Origin of the sequence: Flavivirga sp. 57AJ16 (assembly GCF_028736925.1) — a bacterium.
GTDB lineage: Bacteria > Bacteroidota > Bacteroidia > Flavobacteriales > Flavobacteriaceae > Flavivirga.
Genome location: NZ_JAQZAT010000001.1, coordinates 1 through 16673, shown reverse-complemented (window position 1 = coordinate 16673; position 16673 = coordinate 1). Strand labels below are relative to the sequence as shown.

General features: G+C 35.6%; 7 protein-coding genes. 3 read left to right on the top strand and 4 right to left on the bottom strand.

Annotation, left to right across the window (positions count from 1 at the left end; translation table 11 throughout):
• Positions 1 to 31 precede the first annotated feature (31 nt).
• From PQO00_RS00035 to PQO00_RS00025, 3 genes are read left to right on the top strand one after another with little or no spacing between them, the layout of a single operon-like run.
• Positions 32 to 1324 carry an O-acetylhomoserine aminocarboxypropyltransferase/cysteine synthase family protein gene (locus PQO00_RS00035; protein ID WP_274182770.1) on the top strand — a complete coding sequence of 431 codons (1293 nt, stop codon included), beginning with the start codon at positions 32 to 34 and terminating at the stop codon, positions 1322 to 1324.
• Complete coding sequence (gene thrA, locus PQO00_RS00030) at positions 1324 to 4749, top strand: bifunctional aspartate kinase/homoserine dehydrogenase I (protein WP_274182769.1); 3426 nt, start codon at positions 1324 to 1326, stop codon at positions 4747 to 4749. Before PQO00_RS00035 ends, thrA begins: the two co-directional genes overlap by 1 nt.
• 38 nt (positions 4750 to 4787) lie before the next feature.
• Complete coding sequence (locus PQO00_RS00025) at positions 4788 to 5954, top strand: PLP-dependent aspartate aminotransferase family protein (RefSeq protein WP_274182768.1); 1167 nt, start codon at positions 4788 to 4790, stop codon at positions 5952 to 5954.
• 243 nt (positions 5955 to 6197) lie between these two features.
• Here PQO00_RS00025 and PQO00_RS00020 read toward each other — a convergent pair whose 3' ends face one another.
• The 4 genes from PQO00_RS00020 to PQO00_RS00005 form a co-directional block, all read right to left on the bottom strand.
• Complete coding sequence (locus PQO00_RS00020) at positions 6198 to 8753, bottom strand: GEVED domain-containing protein (protein ID WP_274182767.1); 2556 nt, start codon at positions 8751 to 8753, stop codon at positions 6198 to 6200.
• A gap of 1101 nt (positions 8754 to 9854) precedes the next feature.
• Complete coding sequence (locus PQO00_RS00015) at positions 9855 to 10379, bottom strand: DUF5004 domain-containing protein (protein ID WP_274182766.1); 525 nt, start codon at positions 10377 to 10379, stop codon at positions 9855 to 9857.
• A 306-nt stretch (positions 10380 to 10685) separates the two neighbouring features.
• On the bottom strand, positions 10686 to 12623 hold the full coding sequence (locus PQO00_RS00010) for a SusD/RagB family nutrient-binding outer membrane lipoprotein (protein WP_274182765.1): 1938 nt from the start codon (positions 12621 to 12623) through the stop codon (positions 10686 to 10688).
• A gap of 18 nt (positions 12624 to 12641) precedes the next feature.
• Positions 12642 to 15764, bottom strand: coding sequence for a SusC/RagA family TonB-linked outer membrane protein (locus tag PQO00_RS00005; protein WP_274182764.1), 3123 nt, complete (start codon positions 15762 to 15764; stop codon positions 12642 to 12644).
• Positions 15765 to 16673: the final 909 nt, after the last annotated feature.

Sequence of the window (16673 nt, the reverse complement as noted above, 5' to 3'; positions counted from 1 at the left end):
ACGAAAATTAATTAATTAAGGAATTAGAAAAATGAGTACACAAAAATTAGCAACAAACGCATTACATGCAGGTCACGATTTTACAGCAAACGGAGGTACAAGAGCCGTGCCTATTTATCAAACAACATCGTATGTTTTTAAAGATTCAGATCATGTAGCAAACCTATTTTCATTAAAAGAACTAGGGTTTATATATACCAGACTTAATAACCCGACAAATCAAATATTGCAAGAGCGTTTAGCTGCTGTAGAAGGAGGTATTGGAGCTGTTGTATTTGCTTCGGGAACAGCTGCTATTTCAACAGGGTTATTAACCCTTTTAAAAGCAGGGGACCATATTGTGGCATCTAGTAGTTTATACGGGGGCACATATAATCTATTAAATGTCACGTTGCCTAGATTAGGGATTACTACAACCTTTGTAGACGCTTCTAATCCAGATAACTTCAGGGAAGCTGTACAAGATAATACAAAAGCATTTTTTGTGGAATCTTTGGGAAACCCGAAATTAGATGTTTTGGATCTGGAAGCTATTGCCGTACATTCTAAAGCAGCAGGTGTCCCTTTTATTGTTGATAATACCGTAGCAACACCAGCATTATTGAATCCATTAAAACATGGTGCAAATATTGTCATTCATTCCCTTACTAAATATATTGGAGGTCAAGGAACTTCTTTAGGAGGTGCTATTATTGATGGCGGGACTTTTGATTGGACAAATGGGAAATTCCCTGAATTTACAGAGCCTTCAGCTGGATATCATGGTTTAGTTTACAGTGAAGCTTTAGGAGCAGCTGCTTATACTTTTAAATTAATTTTAGAAGGGTTGAGAGATTTTGGAGGTGCTTTGAGTCCGACAAATGCCTTCAATATTATTCAAGGATTGGAAACACTACCAGTAAGAATTAAGCAACATTGTGAAAATGCTTTGGCCCTTGCAAAATGGTTAGAAAAACAAGACGAAGTTGCTTGGGTAAATTATCCAGGTTTAGAAAGTAGCAAGTACAAAGCATTAGCAGATAAATACTTGCCCAAAGGACAAAGTGGTATTGTTACTTTTGGTGCTAAAGGCGGGTACGATGCCGCTAAAACGATAGCAGATAAGACAAAAATATTCTCGTTATTAGCGAATATTGGAGATACAAAATCATTGATTATACACCCCGCAAGCACCACACACCAACAGCTAAGTGATGACCAACAAATAGCGGCCGGTGCGACCAAAGATTTAATCAGGTTATCGGTTGGTATAGAAGACATAGAAGATTTAAAAGCCGATCTAAAAGCAGCTTTTAGCGAAATTGAAGTCCTAAATAATTATTAATGAAAGACGTATTGTCAGATATCATAATTCCAAGCTATACTACAGAAAGTGGTGCTTTAGTCTCAGAAATTAAATTGAGCTATCAACTTTTTGGTAAAACGTTGGGTACTGCCCCGGTCGTTTTGGTAAATCATGCTTTGACAGGTAATAGTCATGTTGCTGGAGATGGTGGTTGGTGGAAAGATTTGATCGGTAAAGATAAAGTCATAGACACTAATTTATATACTGTTTTGGCTTTTAATATTCCTGGGAACGGTTTTGATGGTTTTGTTATTGATAACTATAAGGATTTTGTTGCCAGGGATGTCGCAAAATGGTTTTTAACAGGGCTTGAAAAATTAAAGATCGATAGGCTTTTCGCTATTATAGGAGGATCTTTAGGAGGCGGTATTGCTTGGGAAATGGCTGCTATAAAGCCAGATGTTACAGAGCATTTAATACCTGTAGCTACAGATTGGAAATCGACCGATTGGTTAATTGCCAATTGTCAAATACAAGAGCAGTTTCTATTAAACTCAAGAAATCCGGTACATGATGCCAGAATGCATGCTATGCTGTGTTATCGTACCCCAGAATCATTTAAAGAACGTTTTCAACGTTCCAAAAACGAGGATTTAGAGATTTTTAATGTAGAAAGTTGGTTACTGCATCATGGTAAAAAATTACAGGAACGTTTTCAGTTGTCAGCTTATAAGCTGATGAATCAATTATTAAAAACGATTGATGTTACTAAAAATAGGGCTAACGATTTTAATGCAGAATTAAGTCCAGCACAGGTTATTTTAGAGCGTATCGATGCTAATATCCATATTGTAGGTGTGGATTCTGATTTGTTTTTTACAGCAGAGGAAAATAGACAAACCCATAAACAATTGGCGTTAACGCATCCAAATGTAACTTATAGCGAGATACATTCCGTTCATGGACATGATGCCTTTTTAATGGAATACGAACAATTAGAAAAAATTATAGAAGGCATTTTTGTGCCGGATTCTAAAAAGAGAAAAATGAAAGTACTAAAATTTGGAGGGAGATCTTTAGCAAACGGGGAAGGTTTGGATAAAGTTATTTCCATTATTGAAAATAAGGTTAATAATGGTGAGCGGATTTCTGCTGTAGTATCTGCTAGAGGAAATGCTACGGATGCATTAGAGGGAATTTTGGATAAAGCTTTAAAAGGGGAGCCTTTTCAAGACGAATTAGAAGCTTTTAAAGTGTACCAAAAAGCCCCTTTAAAAACAATAGATTTTTCTGAACAGTTTTCAATTCTTGATAAACTTTTTGAAGGCGTTAGCTTATTACGCGATTGCAGTCAAAAAACAAAAGATGAAATTTTGGCCCAAGGTGAATTGTTATCTGTTAAATTGCTAGAAGAATTACTTGTTCAACGCGGTATTAAAGCAAAAGCTACAGATGCACGACAATTAATTAAAACAGATGATGCCTTTGGTAATGCACAGCCTATTTCGCAATTAACTAAAGATAATGTTAGAAATTATTTTAAGCAAAATAACGGAGATACCGTTAATATTGTCACAGGATTTATAGCGTCTAATTCGAAAAATGAAACGACTACTTTAGGTAGAAATGGAAGTAACTATACAGCCGCTTTATTAGCTAATTATTTGGATGCCGATGAGCTACAAAATTATACACATGTAAACGGTATTTATACGGCAAATCCAGATTTGGTTGCCGATGCGCAAAAAATTAGGGAATTGTCATTTAGTGAAGCGAATGAGTTGGCTAATTTCGGAACAAATGTTTTACATGCCAAAACCATTATTCCCTTAGTAGAAAAGAATATAAACCTTCGTATTTTAAATACTTTTAATTCAGATGATGAAGGGACTTTAATTACGGCAAAACCAAGCTCTAAGGAGGTAACATCCTTATCGGTTTTAGATAATGTAGCGTTATTAAATTTTGAAGGGCGTGGTTTGTTAGGAAAGATCGGGGTAGACGCTAGAATTTTTAAAGCCTTAAGTATTCATGATATTAGTGTGAGTATTATTTCCCAAGGGTCTTCAGAAAGAGGTATTGGATTAGTTATAAAAGCAGAATCAGCGACTCAGGCAGTTATTGCACTGGAGCGTGAATTTGAAAACGATTTTTACTCACAAGACGTTAATAGGATTGAAATAGTAGATGATGTTTCTGTGATCTCAATTATAGGGATCGAATTAAGCTCATTCCATAAACCATTTAATGCCTTGATTAAAAACCACATTACACCGTTGTTATTTAATAATACGGTGACGGGTAGAAATGTAAGCTTAGTGGTAAAAAAGAACCAATTGCATAAAGCCATGAATGTTATTCATGGTGAGGTTTTCGGAATTTCAAAAAAAATAAACATTGCCATTTTTGGACATGGAGGTGTAGGTGGGGCCTTAATCAATCAGATATTGAAATCTAAAGATGATATTGAAAATCGTAAAGGCATTAACTTAAATGTTTTTGCCATTGCTAATTCCAGAAAACTCCTTTTAGACAAAAATGGTGTGAATTCAAGTTGGAAAAGCGATATAGAATCTGCATCGAAAGAAAGTTCTATTCAAGATATTATTGCTTTTGCACAGACCCATCATTTGGAGAATTTAATTGCAGTAGATAATACATCAAGTTCAGACTTCCACACGAATTACGTGCCGTTGGTTGAAGCTGGTTTCGATTTGGTATCATCAAATAAAATTGCCAATACCATTTCACATGAGTTTTATACAACATTGCGTTCGCAATTACATGAGCATAATAAGCAGTATTTATATGAAACTACGGTTGGTGCAGGTTTACCATTAATTGATACGATTAAGTTATTGCATGAATCGGGAGAAAACATTACCAGAATACGCGGTGTGTTTTCTGGAACATTAAGTTATTTATTTAATAATTTTTCGGTTCAGGATAAACCGTTTAGTGCTATTGTTCAAGAAACCATCGATAAAGGCTTTACAGAACCAGATCCAAGAGAAGATTTTTCTGGAAATGATGTTGCCAGAAAACTATTGATTTTAGCAAGGGAATTAGATCTGCAAAATGAATTTGAAGATGTGGCCGTTCAGAATTTAATTCCAGAAGCCTACCAAAACATTTCGGTTCAGGAGTTTTTAAAACAGTTGGATGTTTTAGATGAAGCATTCCAAAAAATAAAAGAGAAACAGGAAGCAGGTCATGTATTAAGATATGTAGGTGATCTATTTGGGGATTTATCTCAAGACAAAGGGAATTTAGAAGTAAAATTAGTATCTGTCCCAGAAGACAGTACATTAGGTCATGTAAAGGGATCTGATGCTATTTTTGAGATTTTTACAGAGTCTTATGGAGAACAGCCCATTGTTATTCAAGGAGCCGGAGCTGGAGCAGAAGTAACAGCAAGAGGTGTTTTTGGAGATATTCTAAGACTATCTAAACATATTAATTGAAAATAAGAACAGACCTGACAGGTCTAAGAAAAATAAAGATGAGCAAAAAACAGTTTGAAACAGAAGCCATTCGTACGCAATTAGAACGTACCGAATTTTTAGAACATACAAGTCCGTTATATCTAACATCCAGTTTTGTTTTTGAAGATGCAGAGGATATGCGAGCATCTTTCACCGAAGAAAAGGAGCGTAATATATACAGTCGCTTTACAAACCCTAACACCACAGAGTTTGTTGAGAAAGTATGCCGCATGGAAGGTGCCGAAGGCGGCTATGCGTTTGCAACAGGAATGGCTGCGATATTTTCGACCTTTGCTGCATTGTTAGATAGTGGCGACCATATTGTGTCTGCGCGTTCTGTGTTTGGCTCTACACATACCTTGTTTACAAAATATCTGCCCAAGTGGCATATTCAAACAACGTATTTCGATATCAATAAACCAGAGACTATTGAAAGCTGTATCACGCCAAAAACAAAAATCCTATATGCAGAATCACCAACAAATCCTGCGATTGATATTATAGATTTAGAGCTGTTGGGAGCTATTGCTAAAAAGCATCACCTGATTTTAATTATTGATAACTGTTTTGCAACACCTTATATCCAACAGCCCATAAAATATGGCGCCCATTTGGTAGTACATTCAGCAACAAAGTTAATGGACGGCCAGGGACGTGTTTTAGGAGGCGTTACGGTAGGTAATGCCGATTTAATCCGTGAGATTTATTTGTTCGCAAGAAATACAGGGCCAGCATTGTCACCATTTAATGCCTGGACGCTATCAAAAAGTTTGGAAACACTTGCTGTAAGAGTGGATAAGCATTGTGAAAATGCCTTGAAAGTAGCTGAGTTTTTAGAGAATCACCCAAAAGTGAATTGGGTGAAATACCCATTTTTGAAATCACATCCGCAATATGAAGTGGCTAAAAAACAAATGAAACTAGGTGGTAATATTGTAGCTTTTGAAGTTAAAGGCGGCATTGGAGCAGGACGTAGCTTTTTAAATGCTATTAAACTATGTTCATTGTCCGCTAATTTAGGAGACACAAGAACCATCGTGACACATCCAGCTTCAACAACGCACAGTAAACTATCTGAAGCCGATAGACAGGAAGTAAACATTACTGATGGTTTGGTAAGAGTATCGGTTGGCCTAGAGCATATAGACGATATTATTGGAGATCTGGAGCAGGCTTTAGGTTAATCGTTTTTTGTTTTAGAAATCATAAACAGAATATTTGGGTCTATATTTTTTGAAGTACATACATTCAGAATAATTACAAAAAGAGGTTTAAAAAGTGTCATTCAGAAGGTAGGAACGACTGAAGAATCTCTTTAAATTCTAATCTTTAGATTTAATTTTTAATAAGATTCTTCGACTCCGACAACTGTCGGAATGCTCTGAACGACACTTTTTAGACCTCTTAATAATTATAATGAGAGCCTATTATTGTTTGATAAATCTTTTGGTAATAGCCAGCCTTTTAGAAACAAACCTTACAAAATACATACCTGTCATAAAATGGGACACATCAACAGTATGGGTACCTTTACTCGGATTTACCTTTTTAATAATTGCTCCCGTGGATGCAAATATGGTGACTTTATCAAAATCACTCTCAAAAATATCAATAGTTAAGCTTGAATTTGCCGGGTTGGGATGTATGGTAATATTTTTGTTTGCCGTTTCAGTGAACGATCTCAATGCTTTTACGTTAGCATTCACCGAGCTTCCAGTTCCAAGGTTAATAGTATAGTCTTCCACTTCGCCCCAAGTGAAAGTTTCACAAGAGGTTGGAATGTTATTATATTTCATTGAAACCCTCATTCTAACCGAAGTTTGGGAAGTGCCATTAGGAACTGTAAAAGAGCCACTATTAGAAGCATCTGTTGAAGGGGCTTTAGACCAAACCAATTCACCTGCATCATTAAAACTTCCATTGTTATTGTAGTCGATCCAAACGGCATATGCTTCAGGGTATATGGTTCCTGTCCAGGTCGGGACAACTGTGACCGTATATGTTTCACCTTCGTTTAAATCTGTTGAGATTGAAGTGAAATCTGAATAAAATTGTGCATTAGAACTATTGTTGATAGTACTTAACTGAACATTGCTAATAAATTCGTCATCTACATTTGTACTCGCAGAGTCACAATAATTAATATCGTTAGCATTGGTAGTAAACGAAACAGTTTCATTTCCTGAAACATTCCCCGCAGCATCTTGAGCGGTTACAGAAGCAACGTATGTGGTTAAAGGAGAAAGCCCAGTAACATTAAAAGTAGTCGTTGTAGACGTACCAGCAGCATTACCATCTATAGAGATATTGTAGAGAGCTACACCTACGTTATCGGTGGATGCGGTCCAACTAAGTGTCGATCCGCTGGATGTTATGTTGCTAGCAACCAAATTAGTTGGGCTTGTTGGTGCTTCAGTATCAGGAGTACTGGCTTCAATTTGAAATTTTCCAACAACACCTTTTCTACTACCGTTGATATACTCGGTAATAAACCAAAACGAAGCATCATCCGATGGATCTACATCAATCTTGCTATAATCCCCATATCGAATCCCGCTAAAATTTCCATTTCCATTTGCAATAAGCTGTTCTACACTTGTCATGGTACCTAATGGGTCAGTACTCAATCTGCCTGTAAAATAAGAGCTGACCCTAACTGTTGTTGAAGTTGTAGGCCCCGACATAGATGTATATCCCATGCCTATATTGCCCTGCCCATCCATTGCAAGACTCGCGTTCCAGGCATGTCTTCCATTTGGTGCGGTATACGTGCCTTCTTGATGTAAAGACCAGGGTTGATTATCCCCACTTTGTCGAAACTCGTACCAGCGTACTCCTGCCAATTCACCCGAACCAGCATCGGTATCAACTACAAAATTAAATAGTGCCGAATTATGAGTTGCAAATTTTCTAAATTGAGCTTGATTCATAATAGTTGCTTGCAATGCATCAATAGAAGTACCTCCTCCTGGTTGGCTTAAATTGGAAAAGCTGCCGCCGTCAAAAACACTAATAAAAGGTGCTGTATTAATTTGCTGAGGGTTTGAAACTGTCGAACTTCCTGGGTTATTCCAATCTAGATTAGCAGTCCAAACTTTAATATGATCCTGAGAGACCCCGCTCCAAGCATCGTCCTGTAAATAGACTATAGTTGCACCTCCAGGAGCAGGTAAATTACCATTGGTAACATTTAATACTTGCGGACTAAAAAAGCCGCTGGTTATAATTCCAGGAAGGTTAAATCCAATAATTTGAGCTCCAGAACCTCCTGTCAGCATAACATCTCTTTCTAATACCCAAAGTTTATTGGAGCTTCCAGTATTATCGGTAATATAATAGCCGTCACTCCAAATAGATAATTTTTGATAATCGTTTATGGCTGAGATATTGTATATATACCATCCTGCCGTTAATGGGTTAGGACCATCTGAAACTGCTACTTGAGCTCCAGACCCCAAAAATGAAAGGACCCATCTGTCTGCTGCATTATCATAAGAGGCTGTAAGGTCACAACATCCACCCGAAGGGAAAATAGCTGGATTAGGAGACGTCTCACCTAACAATTGATTCCCGGATTTATCATAAATCATAAACCCTGTATTATAAACCACCATGATGTGATTGGGACCTACGGCCATGGACGGATCTGTAGGTTGGGAATTTGATGAGTAGGTGTCAAAAACTAGGCTAGCAGGAGCTCTTTGTACACTTTGCTCCTTTTTATGCTTATTTCTTACATAATAATCATTTGTTGTTTGAGGATCTTTGCCCGATACAATCTGATTTCCTAATGATCTTTTATCTTTTGCCTCCCTAACTGAATTATCGGGGGAGATAAGATCATTGGGTCTTGATGCTATAGAAGAAATATACTCTACAGAAGATATCTTTCCATGATAAAAAGCTTTGTTTTGATCTTCTTGTGCGTGTGTCATAAAAGAAATGACGAACAATAACGGTAATAATAGGTGTTTGTGTTTCATTTGGTTTGTTTTAAGGTTTATAATGGTTTTAAAGTCTAATGAGTTACATGAGTCACTCCAATTTCAATACATTTTTTTGATTAAATGGTAAGCCCATATTTATAATATGTACTAACCTTTCTTTACCTATTTCTTTTAAGAAATGGCATTCAGTTCTCCACAATAGTATATGTGTTTTTGCATAATCAATCTTTTTGGGATCATCTCTCTTCGATGATCATGATTGATTAGCATCCTTAAAAATTAAACCAATTTCATTTTTGTCTTTGTAACCAGTAGAACGGCTATAACATTTTGTTATAAGCCTGGTTAACCTAAGTCTTATTGGTGGTTTAGGTATAATTTAGCGGTAAAAAAGATAGATTTTTAGTAAATTAAAAAACTTTATTCTAATGATCTATCTGTAATAATCTACTTTAAAGTTACGTAAATATTTTATATTATCTATTTTTTTATGTAAAAAAATGTATACAAAAAGAGTTTTCAAAAATAGTGCTTACGATCGATTTGTAGCACTCATGCAGGAGAAAGGACTTGCTTTGTCGCCATTTGCATAGATAAAAACAAATGGAACTAGGAGGTAATATTGTAGCTTTTAAAGTGGAAATGGTATTAAAGGGGGCATTGAAGTGGGACGTACTTTTTTATATGCTATTAGTTATGTTTATTGCCACTATAATTTGGAAGATACTAGAACGACAGTGGCCATCCAGTTAGTAAACTATTTGAAATGTATAGCTAAGTCGCTATAAAATGGCATAGAATATTTAGATATAAAAAATTGAAGTTCAAGATAAAAAGCGCAGTCATAGCTTAGTTACGGCGAGTATTTTTAACGAAGAAATTCGGTTTTTTACTCTGAAGGTTCATGTTATTTTATATTGATTTAGCTATATAGCTCGGGAATGGCTGTGACTGATGGATTAGTAAGGGCGCTGGTCGATTTAGAGTATGTTGAAGATAATTAATTAAACCCTAGAGCAAACGTTACTAGGATAAAATATTTTGATATTTCAATCATAGAGTATGCTGAAATATCAAAATATTAAAAATGTATTTTTCTTGGTATAAAAGAACCTTTCAAAATACATGTATTTTACATCAATTAGAAACTTCCTTGTTGTAAGTGATTTTGGTTTTGCTATTGATGCGATTGCCATTTACATCGGTAAAGGTAAAAGTGTCTTCAATAAAGAACGAAGTAGTATCTGTATTAATTTCAATATCAATTATTTGCGTATTACAGAAACTTACTATGGTTAAAGCATTTTCTGTTAACTTCCAGGTTCCGCTCGATGATTGTTTATTGCTGCAATTTGATGTGTTCTGCCCTTGCTTATATTGGAAGGACCTATCATCTTTAAAATCATAGAAAGCATCTTGGTTGCAGTCTGAGTATTGATCGAAAATATTAGTGCTGGGATTATTTTCGTTGTCATCGGTTAAATCTATTTCTTCCTCTGAAACGATATCCGACAACACCCACTTATGGGCGAATGAGGTTTCTTTATCACTTAGTGCTCCTGTTAGATCTTCTGGACAATTTGGACCATCATCATTGTTACAGCTAATAGTTAATAGGGCAACTGCCAAGAAACTACTTAGCAATAGATTTGATTTTTTCATTTTAAATTTATTTTAATATTAGGTTTAGTAAGTAGATGCCCAAATCTTAAAATAGTTGCGTGGAGATTGAGATCATTTTAAAAAAACTCAATTTTAGAAGTGTTATCCTTTTGGTTTACATGCAGTTTGTTTTCTCTGTGCTCAATAGTCATTATTATAGCTAACTAATAAAATAGCAATAAATAAAAGTTGTGATATCCGTTTCAACATAATTTATGTAAAAATCAAATTTATAATAAAAAAAGGGAGAGCATTAGTAGCTCTCCCTTTTAAAAATTCTATGAATAATGGGATTGATTAGTAATCTTAATTTTGTTGGGCCCACCATAATGGTGTATGAACGTCATTAGGGCCTCCTAATAAATCTACAGCTTGTGTGAAACCAGCTGGTACATTGTTTTCAAAAGAAGAAGGATAATTTAAACGTTGACCAAAAAATCCTACTTGATTTGTCATTACATTTCCAGGGTTTAAAGCTGGAAGGTCCGGTAATGGGTTTTCTACAGCAGGGTTTTCAAAGAATGGTAAGCCTAAACGTCTGTGATCACTCCATGCTTCTAAAGGTAACCATGGTGTTTGCGCCAAGTACTTTTGTGTAATAATTTTATTTAAATGATCATTCTTAACAGTCCCTCCTTCGTAAATGGTGTTTTCAGGGTATGTATAATTAACGGTTCCTGCTGCACCTGTATAACCATCGATATAATCCATTGTTACACTAGCAGGTGGCTCTACAGTATGTCCCCAGCTAACAGAAGTACCATTGTTGTTATAATCTTGAGAGGTTAAATATGCTGCAAGATGGTCTGAAACTCCAAAGAAGGCAAAGCTTTCTCCAATACCTGCTTCATAAGCAGCTTGGCCATCCATGGGTGTATTCCAACCTCTTACCGCTGCTTCTGCAATTAAGAAAAATGATTCCCAAGAAGCAAAAAATATCCGGCGATCTGCATTATCTGTACCATCTCTAAAATGATGAGCTAAACGAGGGATCGTCCCATTGAAACTAAGCTGGTTTAAAGATCCTGGTACTCCTAAATTTCCAACAGGTAAAGCATTATATGTGAAAGCAGCCTCTATAGTAATATCATCAGTTTCACCATTATCGGCATCATCTACCTCACCAATTATTAAATCTCTTTCAGTAATTGTATGATCATTAGCCCAAGTAGGATAATAATTCATGTCTGGGTTATCAAGATCACCTGGAATTACAAATGTTTTATAGGCTCTTGGGTCGATCGTATTTGGCAAACCATCTAACCAAAATCCAGCCGTTGGATCGTTTGTAAGAGATGTAAAGTGGTTATCAAATTTTAAACCCATATAGTTTACGGGTTTAATAGTAGCATGTTGATCAGCCGGTAATTGTGCAGCAGAAGTGATACCTCCTAAACCTTGTACCAAATTTTTGTAAGTTGGAGAGATTTGGTGGCTATTCCATTGTCTTGACATCACATTTGAATAGTCGTCCCAATCTCCTTTTTCTTGCACAGAAAAATAATCAGCTGAAGAATCTATATATAAACCGGTATTAGCAGCAGCTTCAAATTCTTGTTGTGCTTTAGCCGGATCAACTTCAGATAAACGCATGGCTAAACGCATTCTTAAAGAATTACCGTATTTTTTCCATTTTGTATAATCAAATCCATAAGCTGGATCAAGGCCTTCTCTTACTGGCTTGGCATCGTTATTCTCATCTAGTTCGCTAACAGCGTCACTTAATTCGGCTAACATGTAATAGTATACATCTTTAACACTATTATACTCAGGGTTTACTGCTTGAAATCCATTTACAGGAATCGGACCAAAATTATCGGCCATTTCGCTCATAATATAGGCTCTCCAAATTCTTGCAATCTGTAGTAAGTTGTGAGTGTATTCTTTTACATTGCCTGTAGCAATTCTTTCTTCAGCAACAGAAACTCCCGAATTGATATCTTTTAGCCATTTGGAAACATAACTTTGAAAATAGTCATTTGTCCATGAATCGCTATGAGAACCTTCGGTTAACACACCTATTCTTTCCATTTTTGATGCATCTAACCAGTACAGATAAAATACACGTTCTGCAATGTGCGGATTCATTTGTGCACCACCAATGGAAGCATTAATAAAAAACTCTACTTCAACTTGCTCTGAAGTAACAGCCAAGGGGTCTTTGTTGATTTCTTCAAAATCACTGCAAGAAAAAATCAGCAACATTGTACTTAACAATGCAAAGGGTTTAAATATTTTTTTCATAATTCAATTTTTTTATTTTTAAAATTTAGCAGCTACATTAAAGAATACAGTACGTGTAGTAGGCGAAGAAAGATATTCAAAACCAGTAGCATTTGAACCTGTAGCAAAAACAGATTCTGGGTCAACACCATTTAAGTGACTTGTAATCATCCATACATTATTAGCAGAAACACCAATTTTTAAACCTTCAAAAGGCGTTCTATCTAAAAATTTAGACGTAAAGTCATAACTTAAACTTACATTTCTTAACCTTACGTTTGTGGCATCGTAAATGTTAGCTTCTGTGATACCTAAATTACCAGAACGAGCAGTGATGGCTGTCCAATAATCTTGAGGGCTTGCTCCAGTAGTATTTTCAACAAAATTGCCAGGCGTATCTTCAAAAACACCGTCGAAAACAATATCAGCTCTTTCTCCATTTACTACTGTTGCAGCAGCTAAACCAGATGCTTGTAATGCTTGGTTCGTTCCAGAGAAAACTTCTCCACCAATGCTAGCGCTAATTAAAAGGCCTAATGAGAAATTCTTATATTTAAATGAATTGGTTAACCCTAATAAGGCGTCAGGTTGTTGAGAACCTAATATAAATTTATCTTCGGTCGCTAATGGTAAACCATCACCATCAACTAATATTCTTCCAAAATTAGGATCTGTTTCATCCTCAACTCTTCTAAATTTAGTTCCCCATATTACACCATAATCTTCTCCTGTTGCTGCCAACACCGCTAAATTATCAAAACCACCTAAACCAAATTGAGTAACGCCATCGGTTAATTCATTAACGGTATTTTCATTTCTAGAATAGTTTATATCCATATCCCAGGTTAAGCCATTATCATTATCCAATATTCTTGATTTTAAAGTTAATTCAAAACCTTTATTTTCTATATCACCGGCATTAATGATTTTTTGATTGAAACCGCTTAAAGGATCTAGTGGAATAGGAATTAATTGATTGGTGGCGTTAGATTTATAATAGGTAAAATCTACACCAATTCTGTTGTTTAAGAAACGAGCTTCAAAACCAAATTCTGTCGATTTTATTAATTCGTTTACAACATTAGGATCAAACAATGTATTTCCTGTTGTGGCAGTCGTATTGTCGAAAGGATCTTTTCCTACAGAAAACACATTTATTAATTGAAAAGGATCTAGATCATTACCTACTTCTGCATACGAAGCTCTAATTTTGGCAAAAGTTAACCAACTAGGTAATTCCCCGCCTTCTTTTGTAATCATATCTGAAATGACAAAAGAAGTACTTATAGATGGATAGAAAAATGACCTGTTCTGTTTACTTAAAGATGATGTCCAGTCATTACGTCCTGTTAGATCAAGAAATAAATAACCATCATAGTTCAATTGGAACAAACCATACAGTGAGTTTATTTTTTTATTGCTAAATGATTGCTCTACAGTCGCACGATCTATACCGTTATTCAGGCTAAATACGTTTGGAACTTCTAGTTGACCAGAGTTACTACTGATGCCGCTACTCTCGGTAGACATTAAATTTCCTCCAAGGGTAAAAGCACCACCAAATTTTCCAAAAACATTATCTTTAGCAGCCACAATTAAAGCACTATAGTTTTGCTCTGTAAAGGTGCTCTTTCCTAAGGTATATCGTCCTGTAGCCGAGTCTGGGCTTCCTGAAAAAAGCTTTGTTTCTGTATTTGTTGTATATAAATCTGCTCCACCTTTAATTTCTGCACTTAACCAATCATTAAACTCATGTTTTAAAGATCCAGAAAAAATAAAACGATCTCTTGAGTCTTCCTTTAAATTGTTATGAACTAACCAATATGGGTTTATCTGATTTGTATTTGTATCATACCATAATTGATTACCAAACTCATCTGATCCTGCAGAAAACTGTCTAATATCCAATGATCTTGGAAAGTTAACTATAGTACGATAAGAGTTAAATGCGTTTAAACCATTACGAGGTCTATTATTAGCTGTCGTTTTATTGTATTGTACTTTAGTATCTAGCGTCCAATTTTTAGTTTCTCCAAACTTAGAAACACCTCTGGTTATTAAATTTATTCGCTCTAAAGTGGCTCCAGGGATATTACTGTCGTCTTTTAAATAATTTGCCGACGAGTATAATGAAGTCGCTTCACTTACTTGATCTTGAAAAGAAAGACTGTGGTTTTGGCTAAACCCATTCTTGTAAAAATTATTGATATTATCAAAGGCATTGAAGACTACAGATCCATTAACAGGTCCAGTTTCTGTTTGTCCTTCAATTTTTGGCCCCCAGCTATTACCGCTTAGCTCATCATAGGTACCAAGAGATCCTTGACCAAAACTACTTTGTAAATCAGGAGTCATAAAGATACTTTGAAATCCAGTTGTAACAGAATATGCTATGCCTAGTCCTTTTTGAGCTTTTCCAGTTTTAGTGGTAATCAAAATAACGCCATTACCTGCACGCGAACCATATAAGGCTGCAGCCGAAGCACCTTTTAATACCGATAAACTTTCAATATCATCTGGATTTATGTCTCCTAATCCGTTTCCAAAATCTTCTCCTGTATTAAAAAACTCGTTATTTGACGAACCTGTAAAATTGTCTAAAGGTACACCATCAACCACAATTAATGGTTGGTTATCTCCTACTAAGGAACTAAATCCCCTTAATATAATTTTAGAAGACCCAGCTGGACCTCCACTTCCTTTAACAACTTGTAGACCCGTAATTTTACCCGATAGCGCATTTACCATATTAGGTTCTCTGGCTTGAGCGACCGAGGAGCCTTCTATTTCCTGGACCGAATACCCTAAAGATTTTCTTTCTCTCTTTATTCCTAAGGCTGTAACAACAATCTCATCCAGAGCTTCTGTAGATTCTTGCATAGTTACATTAATAGTGGTCTGTCCTGCTGTTGATACTTTCTGCTCTTTAAAACCAAGCATTGAATACACTAAAATACCATCATTGGGTATCTCTATATAGTATTTCCCATCAAAATCGGAAGAAACACCAGTATTAGTTCCTTCTAAAATCACATTAGCTCCCGGTAATGCCAAACCATCCTGATCTGAAATGGTACCTGAAACCGTTTTACTTTGTGCTATTATTGTGCTACTTGACAATAAAAACACAAAGACTAAAAAATTAAGTAATCTTTTACACATACGTTTTAATTTAAAGTTTTGATTATTAGATTAATTGATTTTTGAGTTAAAAATCGTAATTATTAAAGATAGTGCTTTCAATAGATCGTTGAAAAATTTTCGACCAATAACGGCTCCTAATAGCTGAAAGAAAGAAGGGGGAAGGAGTATTTTGCTACTGCCAAAATAAATAATCTTATTTAACGTAAATCTAGGATAGGAAAATTTATGTTAGTTTGAGTGATTCTTTATTTCCTAAAATTATATTGAATGAAATCACATTTGTAATACCAGTTCAGTTCTGATTTAAATTTACTCAAAAGAAAAGTAGAAGATTTTTAAGATAAAAAGAAAATACAAGCATAGCAAGGCTCAATGTCATTAAGTTAAGGTAATCTGTTCATTTTTTGTCACATTGAGCGCAGAAATGCTAATAAAAACTAGAATTCCAATAGGTCTTCGACTTTAGCCTGTCTTGAGCGGAGCCGAAAGGCTCAGGCTGACATTACGGACTTAGCTTAATGACATTGAGCAAGGCTACGGTTCTGTTTTATTTTGAAATATTAGGCAAAAAAATGCCGTTTTAATGAGTAAATTTAAATTAGAAACGGTATGAATATTTTTTTATTACTTAACGCCAGTTCGATGTAAGTTTTATTGAAAATAATTAAATTAATCGAGTGAAAAACAGTTGTTTGTCATGTCAACACCTGCCTGCCGGCAGCTACGGTGTACCCACAAATCATGATCTTTTGTCACAGCCGCAAATAAAAAGAACTCGCCCTATACCCTTGCTCCCTAGATAGGCTGCTATGCCAACCTCCGAGGTCGCTTTTTATAGAACGGTCAAGTCTCTCTGCTAGTTGTTGGGAAAAGGCCATAGGGCTGTCCCCGACTTTTCGGAAGGATAGGGTACAAAAGCTTCGAGGT

Excerpts from the sequence above, each read along its gene's own strand:
- PQO00_RS00010 (WP_274182765.1), bottom strand. The coding sequence starts at position 12,623 with ATGAAAAAAATATTTAAACCCTTTGCATTGTTAAGTACAATGTTGCTG.
- PQO00_RS00005 (WP_274182764.1), bottom strand. The coding sequence starts at position 15,764 with ATGTGTAAAAGATTACTTAATTTTTTAGTCTTTGTGTTTTTATTGTCA.
- PQO00_RS00015 (WP_274182766.1), bottom strand. The coding sequence starts at position 10,379 with ATGAAAAAATCAAATCTATTGCTAAGTAGTTTCTTGGCAGTTGCCCTA.
- thrA (WP_274182769.1), top strand. The coding sequence starts at position 1,324 with ATGAAAGACGTATTGTCAGATATCATAATTCCAAGCTATACTACAGAA.
- PQO00_RS00025 (WP_274182768.1), top strand. The coding sequence starts at position 4,788 with ATGAGCAAAAAACAGTTTGAAACAGAAGCCATTCGTACGCAATTAGAA.
- PQO00_RS00020 (WP_274182767.1), bottom strand. The coding sequence starts at position 8,753 with ATGAAACACAAACACCTATTATTACCGTTATTGTTCGTCATTTCTTTT.
- PQO00_RS00035 (WP_274182770.1), top strand. The coding sequence starts at position 32 with ATGAGTACACAAAAATTAGCAACAAACGCATTACATGCAGGTCACGAT.